At 72.2% G+C, this 21,634-nt stretch carries 16 protein-coding genes; 8 read left to right on the top strand and 8 right to left on the bottom strand.

Annotation, left to right across the window (positions count from 1 at the left end):
* The first annotated feature begins 13 nt into the window (after positions 1 to 13).
* The 3 genes from AB5J54_RS33785 to AB5J54_RS33775 all read left to right on the top strand — a co-directional run bounded on the left by AB5J54_RS33785 (position 14) and on the right by AB5J54_RS33775 (position 2,647).
* Positions 14 to 1,258, top strand: a complete 1,245-nt coding sequence (locus AB5J54_RS33785; protein WP_369147723.1) for a serine hydrolase domain-containing protein — start codon at positions 14 to 16, stop codon at positions 1,256 to 1,258.
* A 101-nt stretch (positions 1,259 to 1,359) separates the two neighbouring features.
* Positions 1,360 to 1,824: a GreA/GreB family elongation factor gene (locus tag AB5J54_RS33780; RefSeq protein ID WP_369147722.1), complete on the top strand. Its 465-nt coding sequence runs from the start codon at positions 1,360 to 1,362 to the stop codon at positions 1,822 to 1,824.
* Between the two features lie 4 nt (positions 1,825 to 1,828).
* The gene (locus AB5J54_RS33775) at positions 1,829 to 2,647 is read left to right on the top strand and encodes a hypothetical protein (RefSeq protein ID WP_369147721.1); all 819 of its coding nucleotides are present in this window, start codon (positions 1,829 to 1,831) and stop codon (positions 2,645 to 2,647) included.
* A 4-nt stretch (positions 2,648 to 2,651) separates the two neighbouring features.
* On the opposite strand, the gene AB5J54_RS33770 is transcribed toward AB5J54_RS33775, so the two are convergent.
* The 3 genes from AB5J54_RS33770 to AB5J54_RS33760 are packed head-to-tail and all read right to left on the bottom strand — an operon-like array spanning position 2,652 to position 5,095.
* A complete protein-coding gene (locus tag AB5J54_RS33770; protein ID WP_369147720.1) occupies positions 2,652 to 3,290 on the bottom strand; it encodes a DUF1345 domain-containing protein in 639 nt (212 codons plus the stop codon).
* A 3-nt stretch (positions 3,291 to 3,293) separates the two neighbouring features.
* A complete protein-coding gene (locus AB5J54_RS33765) occupies positions 3,294 to 4,109 on the bottom strand; it encodes a family 1 encapsulin nanocompartment shell protein (protein WP_369147719.1) in 816 nt (271 codons plus the stop codon).
* Positions 4,106 to 5,095 carry a Dyp-type peroxidase gene (locus tag AB5J54_RS33760; protein WP_369147718.1) on the bottom strand — a complete coding sequence of 330 codons (990 nt, stop codon included), beginning with the start codon at positions 5,093 to 5,095 and terminating at the stop codon, positions 4,106 to 4,108. Before AB5J54_RS33760 ends, AB5J54_RS33765 begins: the two co-directional genes overlap by 4 nt.
* A 207-nt stretch (positions 5,096 to 5,302) precedes the next feature.
* Here AB5J54_RS33760 and AB5J54_RS33755 point away from each other — a divergent pair, with 207 nt between their 5' ends.
* Entirely contained in the window at positions 5,303 to 7,624 is a 2,322-nt protein-coding gene (locus tag AB5J54_RS33755; RefSeq protein ID WP_369147717.1) for an FdhF/YdeP family oxidoreductase, read from the top strand.
* Between the two features lie 7 nt (positions 7,625 to 7,631).
* Here the strand turns inward: AB5J54_RS33755 and AB5J54_RS33750 are convergent, their stop codons facing one another.
* A complete protein-coding gene (locus AB5J54_RS33750) occupies positions 7,632 to 9,401 on the bottom strand; it encodes an FUSC family protein (RefSeq protein WP_369147716.1) in 1,770 nt (589 codons plus the stop codon).
* 178 nt (positions 9,402 to 9,579) lie between these two features.
* On the opposite strand from AB5J54_RS33750, the gene AB5J54_RS33745 reads away from it, so the two are divergent.
* Genes AB5J54_RS33745 through AB5J54_RS33735 form a run of 3 tightly spaced genes read left to right on the top strand, consistent with a single transcriptional unit; the run spans position 9,580 to position 13,706 of the window.
* Positions 9,580 to 11,898, top strand: coding sequence for an FdhF/YdeP family oxidoreductase (locus AB5J54_RS33745; RefSeq protein ID WP_369147715.1), 2,319 nt, complete (start codon positions 9,580 to 9,582; stop codon positions 11,896 to 11,898).
* On the top strand, positions 11,886 to 12,728 hold the full coding sequence (gene fdhD, locus AB5J54_RS33740; RefSeq protein ID WP_369147714.1) for a formate dehydrogenase accessory sulfurtransferase FdhD: 843 nt from the start codon (positions 11,886 to 11,888) through the stop codon (positions 12,726 to 12,728). The genes AB5J54_RS33745 and fdhD overlap by 13 nt, the downstream gene beginning before the upstream one ends.
* A 48-nt stretch (positions 12,729 to 12,776) precedes the next feature.
* Positions 12,777 to 13,706: a LysR family transcriptional regulator gene (locus tag AB5J54_RS33735; RefSeq protein WP_369147713.1), complete on the top strand. Its 930-nt coding sequence runs from the start codon at positions 12,777 to 12,779 to the stop codon at positions 13,704 to 13,706.
* A gap of 60 nt (positions 13,707 to 13,766) precedes the next feature.
* On the opposite strand, the gene AB5J54_RS33730 is transcribed toward AB5J54_RS33735, so the two are convergent.
* The gene (locus AB5J54_RS33730) at positions 13,767 to 16,283 is read right to left on the bottom strand and encodes an ATP-dependent Clp protease ATP-binding subunit (RefSeq protein WP_369147712.1); all 2,517 of its coding nucleotides are present in this window, start codon (positions 16,281 to 16,283) and stop codon (positions 13,767 to 13,769) included.
* 188 nt (positions 16,284 to 16,471) lie between these two features.
* On the opposite strand from AB5J54_RS33730, the gene AB5J54_RS33725 reads away from it, so the two are divergent.
* Entirely contained in the window at positions 16,472 to 17,773 is a 1,302-nt protein-coding gene (locus AB5J54_RS33725) for a YhgE/Pip domain-containing protein (RefSeq protein ID WP_369147711.1), read from the top strand.
* Positions 17,774 to 17,777: 4 nt separating this feature from the next.
* On the opposite strand, the gene AB5J54_RS33720 is transcribed toward AB5J54_RS33725, so the two are convergent.
* The 3 genes from AB5J54_RS33720 to recQ form a co-directional block, all read right to left on the bottom strand.
* On the bottom strand, positions 17,778 to 18,287 hold the full coding sequence (locus tag AB5J54_RS33720; protein WP_369147710.1) for a hypothetical protein: 510 nt from the start codon (positions 18,285 to 18,287) through the stop codon (positions 17,778 to 17,780).
* 69 nt (positions 18,288 to 18,356) lie between these two features.
* On the bottom strand, positions 18,357 to 19,322 hold the full coding sequence (locus AB5J54_RS33715; RefSeq protein WP_369147709.1) for a hypothetical protein: 966 nt from the start codon (positions 19,320 to 19,322) through the stop codon (positions 18,357 to 18,359).
* Positions 19,323 to 19,493: 171 nt separating this feature from the next.
* Positions 19,494 to 21,542 carry a DNA helicase RecQ gene (recQ, locus tag AB5J54_RS33710; protein WP_369147708.1) on the bottom strand — a complete coding sequence of 683 codons (2,049 nt, stop codon included), beginning with the start codon at positions 21,540 to 21,542 and terminating at the stop codon, positions 19,494 to 19,496.
* Positions 21,543 to 21,634: the final 92 nt, after the last annotated feature.

Below are 21,634 nucleotides of genomic sequence, written 5' to 3'. Positions count from 1 at the left end.
CAGGAGGCCCGCCGTGAGGTACTCGCACACACGGAACCGGCGCGTCTGCGCGGCCTTCGCGGCCCTGGGAATTCTCGTCGCCCCCGTGGGCGCGGGTGCGGCCTTCGCCGCCGAACCACCGGGCCCCGCCGCCCTCGTGGCGGCGGCTCCCTCCCCCTCGGCGGACTCCGGGTTCGAAGAGCTCACCCCGGCCGTCGCCGCCCGCCTCGACCGGGCGGTCCAGGACGTGATGAAGGAGACGGGCGTCCCGGGCGTCACGGTCGGTCTCTCGGCACCCGGGAAGGGCACGTACATCCGCTCCTTCGGCGTCGCCGACAAGGCCACGGGGCAGCCCATGAACCCTGGGCTCTACATGCGGATCGGCAGCGAGACCAAGACGTTCACGGTGACCGCCCTGCTCGAACTGGTCGACCAGGGCAAGGTGAGCATCGACGACCCGATCTCGAAGTACGTGGACGGCGTGCCGAACGGCGACCGCATCACCCTGCGGAACCTGGCGTCCATGCGCAGCGGCCTGTTCAACTACTCGGCGGACGAGGGCTTCTACAAGGCCCTCACCTCCGATCCCTACCGGCCCTTCACCCCGCAGGAGTTGCTCGCCTACGCGTTCAAGCACCCGATCCAGTTCCAGCCGGGCGCCGAGTTCGACTACTGCAACACGAATCTGATCCTGCTCGGTCTCGTGGTGGAGAAGGTCAGCGGGACACCCCTCGACCAGTTCGTCCGTAAGAACGTGATCGAGCCGGCGGGGCTGCGCCACACGGTGTTCCCGACGGACGCGGCGTTCCCGAGCCCGCACGCCCACGGCTACACCGAGCAGACCGCCTCGGGCAAGCTGGAGGACTCCACCGACTGGAACCCCTCCTGGGGCTGGGCGGCCGGCGCGATGATCTCCGACCTCCAGGACCTGCGCACCTGGGCCCGGGTGGTCGCGACCGGCACGCTCCTGACGCCGAAGACGCAGGCCGAGCGGCTGAAGACGTACCCCTCGGGCATCCCCGGCGCGGGCTACGGCCTCGGCATCTTCGACATCCAGGGCTGGATCGGCCACAACGGTTCCCTGCCGGGCTACGAGTCGCTCACGATCTATCTGCCGGAGGCCAAAGCCACCCTGGTGGTCCTCCTCAACACGGACGTGCTGCACGACAACAACGAGCCCAGCACGCTCTTCGGCCAGGCCATCACCCGGATCGTGACCCCGGATCACGTCTTCGACATCCCGGTGACGGAGCCCAAGCCGAGTCCGAGCGGAAGCTGACGCGCGTCCCCCACCGGTCCCCCCACCTGCCTGTTAATCTCCGGATTGTCCTGAATGATCCCCCGGCACCCGTGCGTGCCTTCGCAGAATCGGGAGCAGCAATGACCGGTGGACCCGAGCCCCTCAGCGCCGTCGCCCGTGAGGCGCTCGAGCGCGAGCTCGCCGATCTGCGCACCGAACGCGAGGCCGTCGCGGTCACGCTGCGGGGCGGCGGTGGCGACGAGGTCGGCGACCGGGCCGACCAGGCCGACGAGCTGCAGCGCGCCGACGAACTGGACCGGCTCGCCACCCGCATCGACGAGATCGAGGGGCGGCTGAAGGAAGGATCGGTCGCGGGGCCGCCGTCCACCGACGCGGTCGGGGTGGGCAGCAGCGTGACCGTGCGGTTCGCGGACGGCGCCGAGTCGACCGTCCAGATCGGCGAGCTCGCGAACGCCCTGGACGCCACCCTGGTCACCGCCGACAGCCCGCTCGGCAAGGCCCTGCTCGGCCACCGGGCCGGCGACACCGTCACGTACGACACACCCGAGGGCCGGACGACCGCGGTCGTGGTCTCCCTCGGCTGACGGCGTGCCGGAGACCCCCTCCCCCGCTCTGGCCCAGATCCGGGAGACCGACCGGAAGGGCGGCCCCGGGCACACCGTCCTGGTCGCGCTGGCCGTCGCGGTGCCGGTCACGAAGCTGGCCTACACGGTCGGCGGAGGCGACGCCGTCCGTGACGTCCTCGTCGGCATGGAGCCGGCGAACTGGCCGGACATCCTGATCGGCATGGTGATCACGGACCCCCTCCTCGGGTCGGTGCTCGGCGTCGTCGTCTCCCGGGTGGTCTTCGCCGTGTTCGCCGCGCGGGGGGCGGTCCCCCTCGGGGGCGGGACGGCGCGGGCCGTCCGGCGGGCGGCGCTCACCCTCGTCAACCCGGTCGCCGTGGGCGTCATCGACGCGTGCTTCTTCGGGCCGTGGTGGGGGCTCGCCACCGGGCTCGCCGCCTTCGCGCTGCGGCAGGGCGTGGTCGTGGAGTACCGCACGGGCCGGCGCCGGCCGCACCACCGGCACGAGCAGGACCGGGCGGCACCCGGTGAGCCCGACTACCGGCCGCCGTCCTGGCTGCGGAGGGCCGCCGCGGTGGAGCAGTGGGTGGCGCTGTCGCTGACGGTGCTCGTGCTGCCGTTCCTGGCGTTCGTGTCGGCGGTCGACGGACAGGCATGGACGGGGATCGTCGCGTGCGAGGTCACGGACGGCACGCGGACCGAGAACGACCGGCTGATCGAGCTGAGCCGCAAGGGCGACGGCGTCGTCGGCTGGAACCTGGACTCCGAGCAGATCTCCAACGGCCTCGGCTGCACCGGCGAGGAGAGCCGCTACGTGCGCGAGCCGTGGTGGCGGAGCTGACGGGTCAGCCGCCCGTGACGATCCCGGAGACCAGGTTGATGGTGGTGGCCAGGATGCTCGCGCCGAAGACGTACGAGAGCAGGCAGTGCCGCAGGACGACCGAGCGGACCGTGGGGCTGGAGACGTTCGTGTCGGAGACCTGGTAGGTCATGCCGAGGTTGAAGCTGAAGTAGAGGAAGTCGCTGTACTTCGGCGGGGTCTGGGAGTTGAAGTCGATCCCGCCGCCGGGCTTCAACGCGTAGTAGAGGTACGCGTACCGGGTGGCGTACGTGAGGTGGAGCGCCGCCCACGCCATGAAGACGCCGCACAGCGCCGTCGCGGCCGCCGCGTGGCTGAGGTCGGTGTGGCCGACCAGGAGGAGCACGACGATGGCGACGAGCCCGCCCAGGGAGGCCGCCACGACGAGGAGCTCCTCGACCAGGGGCCGGAACTCCTCGCGTCGGACGTTCCGATGGGTCGTGGCGGCGTCCATGGGCCACAGGGCGATCCAGCCGCTGAGGACGAAGAGGGTCTCGGCCGTGGCGATGCCGGTGAGGACGCCCAGCGGTGTGTCGGTCACGGCGGCGACGCCGGCGCCGGTCGCCGCGCCGACGAGCGCCGACGCGGCCAGCCGGGGCACGGCGCCGAACAGCCACCGGAGCACGGCTCAGGCCTCCAGGACGACGACTGCCTCGTCCGTGTAGGCCAGGAACGTCAGGGTCTCCTGGAGGTACAGCTCGACGCTGTCCGCGTCGTGCGAGGTGTAGCCGATCGCCACGTCCTGGCCGAGGCGCAGTTCGAAGTCGCCGCCCCGGGTGGAGAGGACGAAGCCGCCGTCGAGGGCGGGCGCCCAGATGGGGGAGCCGTCGAGCATCCGGGCGAGGTGGGCCGCGATCGGGTAGCCGTGGTCGGAGGTCTCGCTGACGGCCCGGTACTGGTCGGCGCCGAGCAGCAGGGCGTACGGTCCGTCGACTCCGGCGAGCCGCAGGGCGGTGAGGGCCCGGCTGACCGCGTCCGGATAGTCGCGGGGTTCGGTCGGCAGCCGCAGGACCGGGTTGGAGCTGCGGCCGCGCAGCCCGTCGACCCCGGCGGCCTCGTACCCCTCGAAGACCATGCGGTCCTCGATGAGCGCCAGGGCGCGGGCCGCGTCCTTGACGGGCTGCCAGTCGGAGTCCTTCGAGCCGCGCTCGACGTCGTCGACGGCGGTCCGGTCGACGGTGAAGGGCACCCTGAGTTCGACGAGGGGCCGCACCTCGCGCAGCCGCGCCGTGACGCCGGGTGCGGGGGACGTCAGGCCGGAGAGGTGGCCGGTGCCGACGGCGGAGAGCTCGGGGCCGGCCGGGTCGGGGACGTCGACGACGCGGCGGCCCGCGACGTTGCGGCGGAAGGTGCGGCGGGCCTCCTCCTCGATCTCGGCCCACGCGGCGGCGGTGATCGGGGCGAGTTCGCGGTGGAGGTTGCTGCTGGACTCGGGGGGCGTCATGGGGCCAGGGCTCCTTTCAGGCTGCCGATGCCCAGGGTCTCCCCGGGGGCTGCGGCGGCCGGCGGGGCGGGGAGGTCGTCGAGGAGGTCTGCGCTCGGCACGAAGAAGAGGCCGCCGGTCACGGCACGGGAGACGTCGAGGATGCGGTCCGTGGTGCCGGGGGGATCGCCGAGGAACATGTTGCGGAGCATGCGTTCGGTGACGGCCGGGGTCCGTGCGTAGCCGATGAAGTAGGTGCCGAACTCGCCGGTGCCGATCCGCCCGAAGGGCATGTTTGCGCGGAAGATCTGCTGCTGGACGCCGTTCTCGTCGGTGATCGTGTTCAGTGCGACGTGCGAGTCCGCGGGCTTGACGTCGTCGGACAGTTCGATGTTCGACCCTTTGCCGCGCCCGATGACGTGCTCCTGCTGCTCGACGGTGAGCGCGTCCCAGGCCGCCATGTCGTGCACGTACTTCTGCACGAGCACATAGCTGCCGTCGCGGAAGTGCGGGTCCTCGTCACCGATGTGGACCGCGTCGGCGGCCGTCACGCCCTGGGGGTTCTCGCTGCCGTCGACGAAGCCGAGCAGGTCGCGGTCGTCGAAGTACGCGAAGCCGTGCACCTCGTCGACGACGGTCACCGCGGTGCCCAGGGCTGCCACGATGTGCCGGGCCAGTTCGAAGCAGAGATCCAGGCGCCGGGCCCGCAGATGGAAGAGCAGGTCGCCGGGGGTGGCCGGGGCCCGGTGGCGGGGGCCCTGCAGGGGCGTGAAGGGGTGCAGCTCGCGGGGGCGGGGGCCGCCGACGAGCCGGTCCCATCCCTCGGAGCCGATGCCGGCGACGCAGGTGAGGTACGAGTCGGGGGCACGGAACGCCACCGAACGGGTCAGTCCCGTCAGGTCCTGGAGCGCCTCCCGCACCGCGGCCTCGCCGCCCGGGTTGACGGTGGCCACCAGGAAGACGGCCGCGCGCGAGGGCGGTGCGACGACGGGCTGGGGTACGGCCATGGCGCTCCCACGAAAGATCAGCGTAAGGCGGAAGAAAGCGATGAAAGGGACAGCGCCAGCGTAGGTGCGCATGATCCGGTACGCAGCCCGGCGCACCGCCGCCCTCCGGGGCGGGTGGCAGGCGCCGGACGGTGGGCTTAGCCTGCCCGAAGGGGTTCTTTTGTCCCACCATGCCCATGCGTCCGCAGGGCGAGAGGGTGAAGCGCCTTGAGTACCGACCAGGACGAGACGACCGCCCAGGACGAACGCGAACCGCGGGTGGGTCCGACCCCCGAGGGCGAACCGGAATTCCGCCCGTACCACCACCCGGCCGCCGGCTGGGGCGCCGCGAAGAGCGTGACGAGCTTCCTCGTGCGCGAGGGCGCGCTCGTCGACGGACCGCGCGCGATCATGCGGATGAACCACGAGAACACCGGCTTCGACTGTCCCGGCTGCGCCTGGCCCGACGACACCAAGGGCCTCCACCTGGACATCTGCGAGAACGGCATCAAGCACGTCACCTGGGAGATGACCCGCAAGCGGGTCGGACGCGAGTTCTTCGCCGCCCACTCGGTGACCGAGCTGGCCGGGTGGAGCGACTACGACCTGGAGAACGAGGGCCGCCTCACCGAACCGATGGTCTACGACCCGGAGTCGGACCACTACGTGCCGATCAGCTGGAAGGACGCCTTCGAGCTCGTCGGCCGGACCCTGCGCGGCCTCGACGACCCGAACCGGGCCGCGTTCTACACGTCCGGCCGGCTCGGCAACGAGGCCACGTTCCTCTACCAGCTGATGGCCCGCGAGCTGGGCACGAACAACCTGCCCGACTGCTCCAACATGTGCCACGAGGCCAGCGGCCGCGCCCTCCAGGCCTCCCTGGGCACCGGCAAGGGCACGGTCGACCTCCAGGACTGGGAGACCGCCGACGCGCTGTTCATCTTCGGCGTGAACGCCGCGTCGAACGCGCCCCGGATGCTCACCGCCCTCGCCGAGGCCCACCACCGCGGCGCACAGATCGTGCACGTCAACCCGCTCGTCGAGGCGGCCGCCACCCGCACCATCGTCCCGCACGACTTCACGGACATGGCCCTCTTCAAGACCACCAGGACCAGCACCCTGAACCTCCAGCCGCGCATCGGCGGCGACATGGCGCTCGTACGGGGCATGGCGAAGGCGATCCTGGAGCAGTCGGCGACCGACCCGAAGGCCCTCGACCGGGAGTTCATCGAGCGGCACACCTCCGGCTTCGAGGAGTACCGCGCCCTGTGCGAGGCCACCCCGTGGGAGGAGCTCGAACGGCAGTCCGGGCTGAGCCGTGCCGACATCCTCAAGGCCGCGCGCGTGTACGGGGAGGCCGACCGCTCCATCGTCAGCTGGTGTCTCGGCATCACCCAGCACGAGCACGGCGTCGACACCGTACGGGAGATCGTCAACCTGCTGCTGCTCCGCGGCAACCTCGGCCGGGAGGGCGCGGGCCCCTCCCCCGTGCGCGGCCACAGCAACGTCCAGGGCAACCGCACCTGCGGCATCGACCACCGCCCCAGCGCGGACTTCCTCGACCGGCTCGCCGAGGTCTGCGCGATCGAACCGCCGCGCGCGCACGGCAAGGACACCGTCGCGAGCATCAAGGCGATGCACGACGGCGAGATCACCGTCTTCGTCGGCATGGGCGGCAACTTCGCGCTCGCGGCCCCCGACACCCCGTACACCTACGCGGCGCTGCGCGCCTGCGAGCTCACCGTGCAGGTCAGCACCAAGCTGAACCGCAGTCACGTCGTCCACGGCCGGCAGGCGCTCATCCTCCCCTGCCTCGGCCGGACCGAGAAGGACCACCAGCGCAAGGGCGTCCAGAGCACCTCCGTCGAGGACTCGATGAGCATGGTGCACCTGTCCGTCGGCATGAAGAAGCCCGCCTCGCCGCACCTGCTCTCCGAGCCGGCCGTCGTCGCCGGCATGGCGCGCGCCGCGCTGCCCGACAGCGCCACCCCCTGGGAGTGGTACATCGAGGACTACGACCGCATCCGGGACACCATGGCCCGGGCGCTCGACGGCTTCGAGGACTTCAACCGGCGCGTGCGGCTGCCGCTCGGCTTCCGCATCAAGCAGCCCGCCCGCGAACTGGTCTTCCTCACCCCGTCCGGGCGCGCCGAGTTCTCCAGCGCGGAGCTGCCCGACGTGGTGCCCGCCCCCGGCACCCTGGCACTCGGCACCATGCGCTCCCACGACCAGTGGAACACCACCATCTACTCCGACAACGACCGCTACCGGGGCATCAAGAACTGCCGCACGCTGGTCTTCATGAACCGGGCGGACATGCGCGAGCGCGGGATCGCCGACATGGGCCACGTGGACATCACGAGCACCGCGAAGGACGGCAGCCGGCGGCATCTGAAGGGCTACCTCGCCGTGCCGTACGACATCCCGCGCGGCTGCGCCGCCGGGTACATGCCGGAGATGAACGTGCTGTGCGCCCTGGGCGACTACAGCACCCAGAGCGACCAGCCGATCATGAAGCACGTCAAGGTGACCATCGAAGCCGCTTCCTGACGCCCGGTCATCCCTGGCGGACGAGCCGGTCCAGGAGGAGGTAGGCGCGCCGTTCCGCGGTGGCGAGCTCGGTGGGGTCGATCTCCGCCGGCCACAGCTCGCCCGCCGCGGCGTCGTCCGCCTCCCGCAGCTCCACCGCGGCCGCCGCGAGCCGCGTCTGGACGAGCGGGAACGACCGCACGGCCCCGTCGCGCAGGGCCCGTTCGGCCTGCTCCGAGGCCGCCGCGCAGGCGGAGAGCGCGCGCTCCGCCCGTACCGCCGCACGGTCGTGGACCACCATCAGCGCGCAGGCGAGCGCGACGCCGACCCCGAGCACGCTGCTCAGCGCCCGGTCCTGCACGAGCGCACCGGCCGGGGCGGGTGCGGCCAGGTCGGTCAGGAGCAGGGCCAGCGGGGTGAGGAAGACGACGCCGAGACCGTAGTTGCGGGCGACGACGTACTCCAGGAGGAACTCGAACAGCACGATCACGAGGACGAGCGCCACCGGCTCGGGGCCGAGCGCGAGGACGCCGAGGGCGAGCAGGAGGCCCGCGACCGTGCCCAGGGTGCGCTGGACGGCCCGCTGGGCCGCCGTCCGGACGTTGATCGAGTGGAGGACGGCGGCGGCGGAGATCGCCGCCCAGTAGCCGTGCCCGAGGCCCAGGAGGAGGGCCGCCCCGCCCGCGATGCCGGTGCCGAGGACCATCCGCAGGGCGGGCACGAGGAGGACGGCCGTGCGGCCGTGGGCCGGTCCCGTCACCAGGGCGGCGGCCCGGAGTTCGGTGGCGCGCAGGGTGGTCGGGGCCGAAGTCCCCTGCCCCGGACCGGTCGCCCCCGGGCGGGCGAGCATGCCGGCCTGGGCGATCAGGACGGGGAGCGCGAGCTCGGGCAGCAGGCGCGGGGCCCGCCGCCGGCGGCTGAGGAGCAGCCGGACCTGGCGGCGCAGCGCCCGGGCCAGGCCGGTGGGGTCGTCGGGCGCGCGGCGGGCGGAACCGACGAGCAGTGACCAGGAGAGGTCGGTGAGCCGGACGCAGGTGTCGCCCCGGCCGGCCCGGTCGGCGCCCGACGGCGGCAGGACGCCGAGCGTGCGGTACGCCTGGAGGACGGCGGCGGTCGCCCGGTGCCGCAAGGGCCGGGCGCCCTGCCCGGTGCCGCTCGCGTCCCACAGATCGGCGAGCTCGCGCAGGGCGGCGGCGACGGCGAGCCGTTGCGGGCGGTCCGGGTGCACGAGCCGGCCGGCCAGGGCGAGGACCCAGGCGACGGCAGCGCCGCACGCGGCGAGGCCGGCCTGCGGCAGGACGTCGGCGGGGGCCGAGGCGCCGTTGGCCGCCACCGCGAAGGAGAACAGCAGCAGCACCGCGCCGAGTCCGCCGAGCCGGGCCGCGTCGCAGGAGAACTTGGCGAGACCGGCCACCAGGGCCGTGGCCGCGACCGTCACGGCGGCGCCCGCTCCCCCGTCCCGGGGGTGGGCCCAGGCGGCGAGCGCCGCGCCGCAGCCCACGCACGCGGTCATCGCCACGGCGACGACGGCGAGCACGCGGGCGCGGCGCGCGTACGGCAGATTCCGGCCGAACGTGGTGGTGAAGGAGCCCAGCATCGTGTAGACGGCCAGGTCGGCATGGCCGGCGAGCGCCATCGGCAGCGCGGGCAGCGCCATGGCGAGCGCGGCCCGCACGGCGAAGGAGAGGGCGCCGTCCACGCTCTGCAGGGCGAGAGCGCCCCTCGGGGACAGCGCGCGCCCCAGACGGGCGGCGCCGCGCCGCGGTCCGTCCGACGGGCGCCGACGACTGGAATTCATGACCCGATCACCCTCGGGGAATTCCTTTCGAAAGTCAAAGAAGCATTTCCGGAAAGGCGGTCGATAGATCTCGCCTATCAGCTCATCGAAAACATCTCTTTGACTTCGCTCCGGAACGGGTCGAATCTGCAATGCGGCGAGAATCCGACAGGCGCGAGGAAACGAGGCGGACCAGAGCATGAGCGGCATCGAGGACCCGGTCGACGACCTGAAGGTCACCCCGCCGAAGACGTGGGCGACGGGGCTTCCCGCCGTGACGCACGCGCTGGAGTACTCGCTGGGCCAGACGTCCCCGCGGCGCACCGCGCTGACCCTGCTCAACATCAACCAGCCCGAGGGCATCGACTGCCCGGGCTGTGCCTGGCCGGAGCCCGCGCCGGGCAAGCGCCACAGGAACGAGTACTGCGAGAACGGCGCCAAGCACATCAACGACGAGGCGACCTCGCGGCGCGTCACCCGGGACTTCTTCCGCGAGCACTCGATCGCGGAACTCGACGGCATGTCCGACTACTGGCTCAATCAGCAGGGCCGGCTCACCGAGCCGATGGTGAAGCGGCCCGGTGCGACGCATTACGAGCCGATCGGCTGGGACGAGGCGTTCGGTCTGCTCGCCGACGAGCTCACGGCCCTCGGCTCCCCCGACGAGGCCCTCTTCTACGTCTCCGGCCGGCTGAACAACGAGGCCGCGTTCCTCCTCCAGCTCTTCGCGCGCGCCTACGGCACGAACAACCTGCCGGACTGCTCCAACATGTGCCACGAGTCCAGCGGTTCCGCCCTGTCGGAGACGCTGGGCATCGGCAAGGGCAGTGTCTCCCTCGACGACATCCACCACTCGGACCTGGTGTTCGTCGTCGGGCAGAACCCGGGCACCAACCACCCCCGGATGCTGTCGGCCCTGGAGGAGACCAAGCGGAACGGCGGACGGGTCGTGGCCGTCAACACGCTGCCCGAGGCCGGGCTCATGCGCTTCAAGCACCCGCAGAAGGCCCGGGGGATCATCGGCCGCGGCACGCCGATCGCCGACCAGTTCCTGCACATCCGGGCCGGCGGCGACCTCGCCCTCTTCCAGGCTCTGAACCGGCTGCTCCTGGAGGCCGAGGACGCCGCGCCCGGCACCGTGCTCGACCACGCGTTCATCCGTACGCACAGCATCGGCTTCGCCGACTTCGCCGAGCACGCCCGGAAGGTCTCCTGGGACGACATCCTGGCGGCGACCGGCCTCGACCGCGGGGAGATCCAGGAGCTCTTCGAGCGGGTCCTCGCGAGCGAGCGGATCATCGTGTGCTGGGCGATGGGCGTCACCCAGCACAAGCACGGCGTGCCCACGATCCGCGAGATCGTCAACTTCCTGATGGCCCGCGGCAACATCGGCAGGCCCGGCGCGGGCGTCTGCCCGGTGCGCGGCCACAGCAACGTCCAGGGCGACCGCACGATGGGCGTGTGGGAGCGGATGCCGCAGGCCTTCCTCGACGCCCTGGAGCGCGAGTTCGGCTTCACCCCGCCGACCCACCACGGCCTGGACGCGGTGAACGCCATCCGTGCCATGCGCGAGGGGCGCGCGAAGGTCTTCCTGGGCGTCGCCGGGAACTTCGTACGGGCCACCCCCGACAGCGCGGTCACCGAGGAGGCGATGCGGGGCTGCCGGCTCACCGCGCACGTCTCCACCAAGCTCAACCGCTCCCACACGGTCTGCGGCGAGACCGCCCTGATCCTGCCGACGCTCGGCCGCAGCGACCGTGACGTGCAGGACGGCGTCGAGCAGTTCGTGACCGTCGAGGACTCCATGAGCGACGTCCACGCCTCCCGGGGCAAGCTGCCGCCGGCCTCCCCCGACCTGCTCAGCGAGGTCGCGATCGTCGCGCGGCTGGCCCGCAGGACCCTCGGGGACGAACCGGCCCTCCCCTGGGAGGAGTTCGAGCGCGACTACGGCACCGTCCGGGACCGGATCTCCCGGGTCGTGCCCGGCTTCGAGGACTTCAACGCGCGCGTGGCCCGGCCGGGCGGCTTCCACCTGCCCAACCCGGTGAACCACGGGGTCTTCCGCACCCCGAGCGGCAAGGCCGTCTTCACCCGCAACGCGTTCACGATGCCGCACGTCCCCGAGGGACACCTGCTGCTGCAGACCCTGCGCTCGCACGACCAGTGGAACACCGTCTGGTACGCGCCGAACGACCGCTACCGCGGCATCCACGACGCCCGCCGGGTCGTCCTCGTCAACCCGGCCGACCTCGAAGCCCTCGGCCTCGCCGACCGCGAGCTCGTGGACCTGGTGAGCGTCTGGCACGACGGGCGGGAGCGGCGCGCGGAGGGCTTCCGGGTGGTCGCGTACCCTGCGAGCCGGGGTTCCGCGGCGGCCTACTATCCCGAGACCAACGTCCTGGTGCCGCTGGACAGCGTCGCCGACATCAGCAACTGCCCGACGTCCAAGGGCGTCCTGATCCGCCTGGAACCGGCCCGTACCCCCGCGGCGGAGAGGAGCCGGGCATGGGACGCGTGACCCGGCGGCGGCGCGTGCTGCGCGTCCGGGAGGGCGCGTCGGCGTACCGCCCCGACACCCTGGCCGCCGAGGAGCCGATGGAGATCCGGGTCGGCGGGCGCCCGCTGACCGTGACGATGCGGACCCCGGGCGACGACTTCGACCTGGCGGCCGGATTCCTGGTGAGCGAGGGCGTGGTGCGCTCCGCCGGGGACGTCGCCGGGATCCGGTACTGCGCGGGCGCCACCTCCGACGGAGGCAACACGTACAACGTGGTGGACGTCGTCCTCGCCCCCGGGGTGCCCGCCCCCGACGCCTCCCTGGAGCGGAACTTCTACACGACCTCCTCCTGCGGTCTGTGCGGCAAGGCGAGCCTCGACGCGGTCCGGACGACGGCCGCCTGGTCCGTCGCCGAGGACCCGCTGCGCGTCGGCCTCGCAGTCCTGTCGGCCCTCCCCGACCGGCTGCGGGCGGCCCAGAAGGTCTTCGACAGCACCGGCGGGCTGCACGCGGCCGGACTGTTCTCGGCCGAGGGCGAGCTGCTGTGCCTGCGGGAGGACGTCGGCCGGCACAACGCCGTCGACAAGGTCGTCGGGCACGCCCTGCGCTCGGGTCTCCTGCCGCTGCGCGGGACGGTGCTGTTGGTGAGCGGCCGGGCCTCCTTCGAGCTGGTGCAGAAGGCGGTGATGGCCGGGATCCCGCTGCTCGCGGCCGTGTCCGCGCCCTCCTCGCTGGCCGTGGACCTCGCCGCGGAGAGCGGTCTCACCCTGGTCGGCTTCCTGCGTGGGACCTCGATGAACGTGTACTGCGGCGACGACCGGCTGGAGGGCGAGCGCCTGGGCTCGGGGTGACGGTGGTGGCGACTGGCGTCGCGGCGGGCGGTCGGGTAGACCCGTGACGTGCTGTTCCGTCAACTCGAGTACCTGGTGTCCCTCTCGCGGGAGCGCCACTTCGCCCGCGCCGCCCAGGCCTGCCACGTCTCCCAGCCCGCCCTCTCCGAGGCGATCCGGAAGCTGGAGGACGAGCTCGGCGTCCCGCTGGTCCTGCGCGGCCGCCGGTACGAGGGCCTCACGCCCGAGGGCGAGCGCATCGTGGTGTGGGCGCAGCGGCTCCTGGCCGACCGTGATGCCATGAAGAGCGAGGTCGGTGCCCTGCGCACGGGTCTGAGCGGCCGGATACGGATCGGTTCGGTGCCGACCGCGTCGGGCGCCGTCGCACTCCTCACGGAGCCGTTCTGTCTGGCGCATCCGCTGGTGACCGTGGAGGTGGCGACGGACCTGCGGTCGGAGGACGTCCTCCGGCAGCTGCGGGACTTCGAGATCGACGCCGGGGTGACGTATCTGCACAAGGGGCTCCCGGAGAACGTCCGGGCGGTGTCGCTGTACGAGGAGCGGTACGTGCTCCTCACCGGCGCCGCCGACGCCCCGGCGCACCGGACGACGGCGACCTGGGCGGAGGCCTCGCGGCTGCCGCTCTGTCTGCTGAACGGCACCATGCAGGGGCGCCAGGTCCTCGACGAGGTGTTCGCCGAGGCCGGGGTGCGGCCCTCGCCGCGGGTGGAGACGGACTCGGTGGCGGCGCTCTTCGCGCATGTGCGGACCGGCCACTGGGCGGGCATCGTGCCGCACGCCTGGCTGCACGTCTTCGGGGTGCCGCACGGCATGCGGGCGGTGCCGATGACCGAGCCGGCGCGGTCGGTACCGGTCGGTCTGGTGACGGTCGTGCGGGAGCCGGAGTCCGTGATGGCCCGGGCGCTGAGGGAGGTCGCGGGCCGCACCGATGTCGCCGCCGCCCTGGACCGCCTCCCGGGAGACTCCGTACCGCGGTGAGGAGAGGAGGGAACGGGACCGCTCGGGACGGCCCCGTTCCCCGTTCGTGGACGGCGGCCGTCAGGCCGCCGCGGCGCCGCTCTCCGCGGCCTCGTGCTTGCGGACCGTACAGTGCAGCGAGTCCTCGACGACGTCCGCGACGATCGTGTCGCCGGGATCGGCCTCGCCGCTGAGCAGCAGGGACGCGACGCGGTTGTCGAGCTCCGTCTGGATCGTGCGGCGCAGCGGCCGGGCGCCGAACGCCGGCTGGTAGCCGTGGGCGACGAGGAGCTTCTTCGCCGCTTCGGTGACCTCCAGGGTGATGCCCTGCGCGCGGACGCGGTGCTTGCTGCGGTCGAGGAGGTGGTCGACGATCTCCGACAGGTCCTCCTCGGTGAGGCTGTGGAAGACGATGATGTCGTCGATGCGGTTGAGGAACTCGGGCAGGAACCGTCCCCGCAGGTCCTCCATCAGTTCGTCCTTCAGCTCGGCCGCGTCGCCCTCGTGGGCGAGGATGCGGTGGGCGCCGATGTTGGACGTCATGATGACGACGCAGTGCCGGAAGTCGACCGTGCGGCCCTGGCCGTCCGTGAGGCGCCCGTCGTCGAGGATCTGGAGCAGCGTGTTGAAGACGTCGGGGTGCCCCTTCTCGATCTCGTCGAAGAGCACGACGCTGTACGGGTGGCGCCGGACCTTCTCGGTGAGCTGGCCGGCCTCCTCGTAACCGACGTAGCCGGGAGGCGCGCCGACGAGCCGGGCGACGGTGTGCTTCTCCTGGAACTCGCTCATGTCGAAGCGGATCATGCGGTCCTCGGCGCCGAAGAGCAGCTCGGCGAGGGTCTTGGCGAGTTCCGTCTTGCCGACGCCCGTGGGCCCCAGGAAGAGGAAGGAGCCGACGGGGCGGTTCGGGTCGCCCATGCCCGCCCGGTTGCGGCGCACGGCCTCGGAGACCGCGGTGACCGCCTCGTCCTGGCCGACGATCCGGGCGTGCATCTCCTCCTCCAGCCTGAGCAGCTTCTCCTTCTCGCCGGCGGTGAGCTGTGAGACGGGGATGCCGGTACGGCGGGAGACGATGTCGGCGATGTCGGCGGCCGTGACCGAGACGACGCCCTCGCGGCGCTCCTCGATCCCGGCGAGCTCCCCGTCGACCTCGGCGATCTGCTCCTTGAGCTCCTTGGCCCTCTCGAAGTCCTCGGCGGCGACGGCCTGGTCCTTCTCCCGGCGCAGCTTCGCGAGCCTGTCCTCGCGGCTGACGACCTCGGTGGAGCGGCCGCCGCTGCGAAGCCGTACGCGCGCGCCGGCCTGGTCCATCAGGTCGATGGCCTTGTCGGGCAGGAACCGGTCGCTGATGTAGCGGTCGGAGAGCTCCGCGGCCGCCGCGAGGGCGCCGTCGGCGAAGCGGACCTGGTGGTGGGCCTCGTACGCGTCACGGAGTCCTTCGAGGATCTGCACGGTCTCCTCGACGGTCGGCTCCGGGATGAGGACGGGCTGGAAGCGGCGTTCGAGCGCGGCGTCCTTCTCGATGTGCTTGCGGTACTCGTCGATGGTGGTGGCGCCCACGACGTGCAGTTCGCCGCGGGCGAGGGCGGGCTTGAGCATGTTGCCCGCGTCCATCGAGCCCTCGCCGGTGGCGCCCGCGCCGACGACGGTGTGCAGCTCGTCGATGAAGAGGATGATCTCCCCCTCGGCCTGCTGGACGTCCTCGATGACCTTCTTCAGGCGTTCCTCGAACTGCCCCCGGTACTGCGCGCCCGCCACCATCCCGGACAGGTCGAGCGACACGACCCGCTTGTCCTTCAGGGTGTCGGGCACCTCGCCCGCCACGATCCGCTGGGCCAGGCCCTCCACGATGGCGGTCTTGCCGACGCCGGGCTCGCCGATGAGCACGGGGTTGTTCTTGGAGCGGCGGGAGAGGATCTCGATGGTCTGCTCGATCTCCTCGGCCCGCCCGACGACCGGGTCGAGCTTCCCCGCCTTCGCCTCCTCCGTCAGGTCGCGGCCGTACTCGTCGAGGGTCGTGGCCGGCTGTTTCGCGGCGGCGGGGGCGCCGCCCTGCTCCGGGCGGGCCGCCTGGTCGGTGAGGCCGCGCAGCTTCTTCGCGTCCAGGTCCTCCGCCCGCAGGAAGCGGGAGGCGCCGGAGGCGGTGTCGCCGAGGAGGGCGCCGAGGATGTGCTCGGGGCCGATGTACGAGACCCCCGCCGCCTGCGAGTAGGCATGGGCGGTCGCGAGGGTCCGCTTGGCGGCCGGGGTGAGTCCGGGCTCGGCTGACGGCTCGGCGGACTCGCGGGGCAGGACCTCCGCGAGCTGCTCGGCGAGCCTGTCGGGGTTCACGCCGCCCTGGGAGAGCAGCCGGCGGGTCGGCTCGACCTGGGTCGCCGCCCACAGCAGGTGTTCCGTGTCGAGGTCGGAGCTGCCGTCCGCGTCGGCCTTGCGGGCGGCCGTGTTCAGCAGTTCGTGGGCGGACTCGGTCAGCAGCCGTCCGATGGGCACGCGCTGCACCGCGGGGGGCGAGGACGCGGGCGACATGCCGAAGAAGCGGTCGAACAGGTCGCTGAACGGATCCGACGAACCGAAGGGTGAACCGAACGCCATCGACATGGCAGCTCCTGGAAGCGCGAAAGGGGGTCGTCCCCACTCAAACCCGGCGCCCACTCCTCCGCAATCGGAGCGGGACCGGCGGTGGGGCCACGGCCGCATCGCCCCGGCACGCCCCGGGCGCCCGACACACCCACCACCTGGACGACCGAAATGCCCGGTTCGCGGCCCGGGGCGCCGACGATGGCCCCATGACCTCCGCGATCCCCCCGAACGCCCCGGAGCCCGAGCCCGAGCCCGGCCCCGGCCCTCAGGTGCGTGCCTCCGCGCTCGTACGGCACGGCAAGCTGTGGCTCGTACCGACCGTCCTGTGCTGCCTGGTGTCGCTGCTCCTCTCGCTCCTCTACATGGGAGGCATCCTCAGCCCGAGCGACCACCTCGACCGGCTGCCCATCGCCCTGGTCGACGAGGACGAGGGCCGCCCGCTGCCCGGACAGTCGGAGACGCTGGGGAAGCAGATCACCGACACGGTCGCCGCGGTCGGGTCCTCGAAGACCACCATCGACTGGCGGCGGCTCGACAGCGCGGCGGCGCAGGACGCGCTGGCGTCGGGCAAGGTCTTCGGCGCCCTCGTCGTGCCGAAGGACTTCACCGCGTCCGTCGCGGCACTGACCACGAACCGTGCGACGGTCCGCCCGACCCTCACCGTCCTCACCAATCCCGGTCTCGGCAGCCTGGGCTCGTCACTGGCGGCCCAGATCAACCAGGGCGCGGCGCACCAGGCCTCGCTGGCCATCGGAAAGCAGCTCTCGGCCACCGCCGACGTACCGACCACGCGGCTGCTCCTGACCGATCCCGTCGCGGTCACCACCCGCGTCGGCCATCCGATCGGCCGGCACAGCGGCCTGGGTCTGACCGCCTTCTACTACACGCTGCTGCTGGTCCTGGGCGGCTTCATCGGCGGAAACCTCGTCAACGCCGGCGTCGACACCGCGCTCGGCTACGCCGACAGCGAGCTCGGCCCCTGGCACACCCGCCGGCCGACCGTCCCGATCAGCCGCACCCAGACGCTCGTCCTGAAGATGCTGATGACCGCCGGGATCGCGCTTCTGACCACCACGCTCGTCATGATCGCCACGATCACGGTCCTGGGCATGGACGCCGATCACCTGCCGATGCTGTGGATCTTCTCCTACTGCGCGACGGTCGCCGTCGGCCTGGGCGTCCAGGCCATCAACGCCGCCTTCGGCGGCATCGGCCAGCTCGTGTCCATGTTCGTCTTCATCGCGCTGGCCCTCCCCTCCTCAGGGGCGACCGTCCCCCTGGAGGCGACCCCGGCGTTCTACCGCTTCCTGGGCGTCTTCGAGCCGATGCACCAGCTCAGCTCGGGCGTCCGGTCCATCCTGTACTTCGACGCCCGGGCCGACGCGGGCCTCGCCCGCGGCTGGATCATGATCGCGGTCGGTACGGTGCTGGCCCTGGCGTTCGGCTTCGCCATGACGCACTACTACGACCGCAGGGGGCTGCGGCGCCTCACGCCGCAGCCCGAGTGAGCGACTACCAGGAGACGCTGAAGTTGATGGAGCGGTTGTCGTTCCGGGTGTTCACCAGCGTGGAGACGCCGGACCGGCTGCCGACGTGGTCGTAGGCGCCCTTGTAGCCGGCGCTGTAGTACACGTTGGCGGAGTAGCCGTCGTACCAGTTGTAGGCGGAGGCCGCGTTGTTGCCGGCGACCTGGCCGCTGCCCGAGCCGGTGTTGGCGCAGAAGCGGAGCGGCATGGCCGTGGTGTACGGCATCTTGAGGGCCAGCATGTCGTAGATGTTGTGGCCGATGTTGACCCAGGCACCCGAGTAGTTGGGGCTGTAGTAGAGACGGAAGCGGAACTCCTCCGACGAGCCGGCGCACTTCTGGCTCGACATGATGGTGTCCTCGTCGCTGGTGATGTACGCGGTGGGGTCGCCCTCCGCGTGGGCCATGCCCGTGCCGGAGAGGACGGAGGCGCCCATCGCGGCGGCGACGAAGGCGGTGCGCAGGCGGCCGCGGCGTGCGGTGGTCGAGGTCTTCACAAGGGTCTCCACAGTGATCGTCGAAACAGAAGCAGAAACAGCAACAAAAAGGGACAGAAGGTCTGAGGGTCAGGGGCGGGCGAGGACGTCCGCCGCCTTGCGCAGGCTGGTGTCGAGGGCGCGGCGGTCCGCCGCGAGCACCGTGGCGTCGCGCGCGATCGCGGCGCGCTGGATCCGGGTCTCCGCTTCGTGCCAGGTCTCCGCGACCCGGTGCGTGGCCCGGCAGTCGATGTCGGCGAGCGCCGTGTCGATCTCGGCGCGGGACGCACCCCCGGGGCTCGGCCGGAAGCGGGGGTCGTCGTTGGCGGCCATGGGAGCCGGGTACGTGAAGCCCTTGGCCTTCATACAGGCGGACCAGCGTCCGAACACCGCTTTCACCAGCGGGTCCGCCATGGACGCGGGGTACGACTCGTTCGTGAGCCGCTGCACCAGCGGGGAGGCGCCCTGGGCCGAACCGCCCAGGGTCCGGCGGGCCTCGCCGAAGCAGCCGCCCTCCGGTATCTTCCGCCCGCCGTAGAAACCGCGCCGGGCCTCGGGGCCGGCGTTCTGCAGGAGTTCGGCGGGCAGGTCGGTGCCGCCCAGGACCACCTGGGCATCGGCGGAGAGCTGCGGCCGGGCGTCGGCTTCGCGCAACGCCGCGTCGTACCGGGCCTGTTGGGCCGGGTCCACCTGGTAGCCGAACTTCGCGGACATCCCGGCGTCGTGGATGCCGTACCGCCAGTCGAGCATGTTCCTCGGGCCGATCGCGGGCAGCTCCGGGGCCGGCTTCCAGGCTATCCCGAACCCCTGGAGGCACTGGCCGACCAGCTTCCGCTCCGCGCGGGCGAGGGTCCGGGACTGCTCGGTCGTCGGGTGGTACGCCTGCATGGGCAGCGTCCAGGCCGAGGCGTCGGCGGCGGAGCGCGGGGCGACGGCGGCAGCGGGCGTCGGCCCGGCGATCCCCGTCGGCTTCCCGGTCGAACACCCGGTCAGGGCGAGGGCGGTGACGGCGAGGGCCGCGCCTGTCCGCAGGGTTCTGTGGCTGTCACTCGCCATCGACTGAGGGATCCTCACATGACCGGGCCCGGTGGGGGCTTGGATCGGACGGAGAGCAGGATACCCGGCCGTCACAGCAGGTCAGAGCCACCTCCGGAGCCCGTGGAGACAGGAACGGAGGCCGTGCCGGATCTCTCCGTCACGGCCTCCGTCACAGCGGGGTGCCCCGGGCTACTCGTCCTTGTCCCACGGCGGTTCGAACTCGTCCGGGTCGAACGGCGGCTCCTCGTCGTAGGACGGCCCGGCGTCGTACTCCGGCGGCGCGGCAGGGGCAGCGGCGGGGACAGCGGCAGGGGCAGCGGCGGGCGGGGAAGCCGGAGCCGCCGATGCGGATGCCGTGCCCGTGCCGGCGCCGCCGGCCTGGGCGAGAGTGTCGAGGACGCCCTCGGCGTACTTGGTGAGCTTGGCCTCGCCGACGCCGCCGACGGTGCCGAGCTCCTCGACGGTGGTGGGCATCCGGGTCGCGATCTCGCGCAGCGTCGCGTCGTGGAAGACGACGTACGCCGGCACGCCCTGCTCGCGGGCCGTCGCGGCCCGCCAGGCACGGAGGGCCTCGAAGACCGGCGCGGCGGCCGCGGGAAGATCGACCGGCACGCGGGCGCCCTTGCCGGCGCGGGCCCCGGACTCCTTGCGGGCGGGGGCGGCCGCCTTCTCCTTGCGCATCGGGACCTGGCGGCGTCCGCCGAGGACCTCGCCGCTGTCCTCGGTCAGCACGAGCGTCCCGTAGTCGCCCTCCACCGCGAGCAGCCGCTGCGCGAGGAGCTGGCGCACGACCCCGCGCCACTCGGCAGTGCCCAGGTCCGACCCGACGCCGAACACCGACAGCTGGTCGTGGTCGAACTGGATGACCTTGGCCGTCTTCTTGCCCTGGAGGATGTCGATGATCTGCCCGGCGCCGAACTTCTGGCGCCGCTCCTTGGCGAGCCGCCACACCGTGGACAGCAGCTTCTGCGCGGCGACGGTCCCGTCCCAGGACTCTCCGGGCGTCAGGCAGGTGTCACAGTTCCCGCACGGCTTGCCGGACTGGCCGAAGTACTCCAGGAGCCGCACACGGCGGCAGTCGACGGTCTCGCAGAGGGCGAGCATGGCGTCCAGGTGCATGGCCAGGGAGCGGCGGTGCGTCTCGTCGCCCTCGGAGCCGTCGATCATCTTGCGCTGCTGGACGACGTCCTGGAGGCCGTACGCCAGCCAGGCCGTGGCCGGCTCCCCGTCACGGCCGGCGCGGCCGGTCTCCTGGTAGTAGCCCTCGACCGACTTGGGCAGGTCGAGATGGGCCACGAACCGTACGTCCGGCTTGTCGATGCCCATGCCGAAGGCGATGGTCGCCACGACGACGACCCCGTCCTCCCGCAGGAAGCGGGCCTGGTTCGCCGCGCGCGCCCGGGCGTCCATGCCGGCGTGGTACGGGACGGCGTCGATGCCCTGCTCCACGAGGGCGGCCGCCGTCTTCTCCACCGAGGCCCGCGACAGGCAGTAGACGACGCCGGCGTCCCCGTCGTGCTCGGTCCTGATCAGCTCCAGGAGCTGCTTGAGCGGGTTGTTCTTCGGGACGATGCGGTACTGGATGTTCGGCCGGTCGAAGCCGGCGACGAAGTGCCGGGCGTCCTCCAGGCCGAGCCGCTTCGCGATCTCGGCGTGGGTGGCCTCGGTGGCCGTCGCCGTCAGCGCGATCCGCGGCACCTTCGGCCACCGCTCGTGGAGCATGGAGAGGGCGAGGTAGTCGGGCCGGAAGTCGTGGCCCCACTGGGCGACGCAGTGTGCCTCGTCGATCGCGAAGAGCGACACCGTGGCCCGGTCGAGCAGCCGCTGGGTGCCCTCCGTGCGCAGCCGCTCCGGGGCCAGGTAGAGCAGGTCCAGCTCGTCCGCCAGGAACGCCTGCTCGACGGCCTGCCGCTCGTACGGGTCCTGGGTCGAGTTCAGGAAGCCGGCCCGCACGCCGAGGGCCCGCAGTGCGTCCACCTGGTCCTGCATGAGGGCGATGAGGGGCGAGATCACGACGCCCGTGCCCGCTCTGACCAGGGCCGGGATCTGGTAGCAGAGCGACTTGCCGCCGCCCGTCGGCATCAGGACGAGCGCGTCGCCGCCGCCGACGACCTGCTCGATGATCTCCTGCTGCTCCCCGCGGAAGGAGCTGTAGCCGAAGACACGGTGGAGCACCCGAGCGGCGTCGGAGATCTCGGCGGTGGCGTCAGGAGCGGCAGAGGCGTCGGAAAGGACCATTTCTGAAGCCTAGCCGCCCGCACCGACACCCCGGCCCCGCCCGCGACAACCTGTGGACAACCCCGCGGGGGCGGCGCGCACCGACCCCCGCG

The organism is Streptomyces sp. R44 (assembly GCF_041053105.1).
Lineage (GTDB): Bacteria > Actinomycetota > Actinomycetes > Streptomycetales > Streptomycetaceae > Streptomyces.
This window is presented reverse-complemented; position numbering and strand designations above follow the sequence as displayed.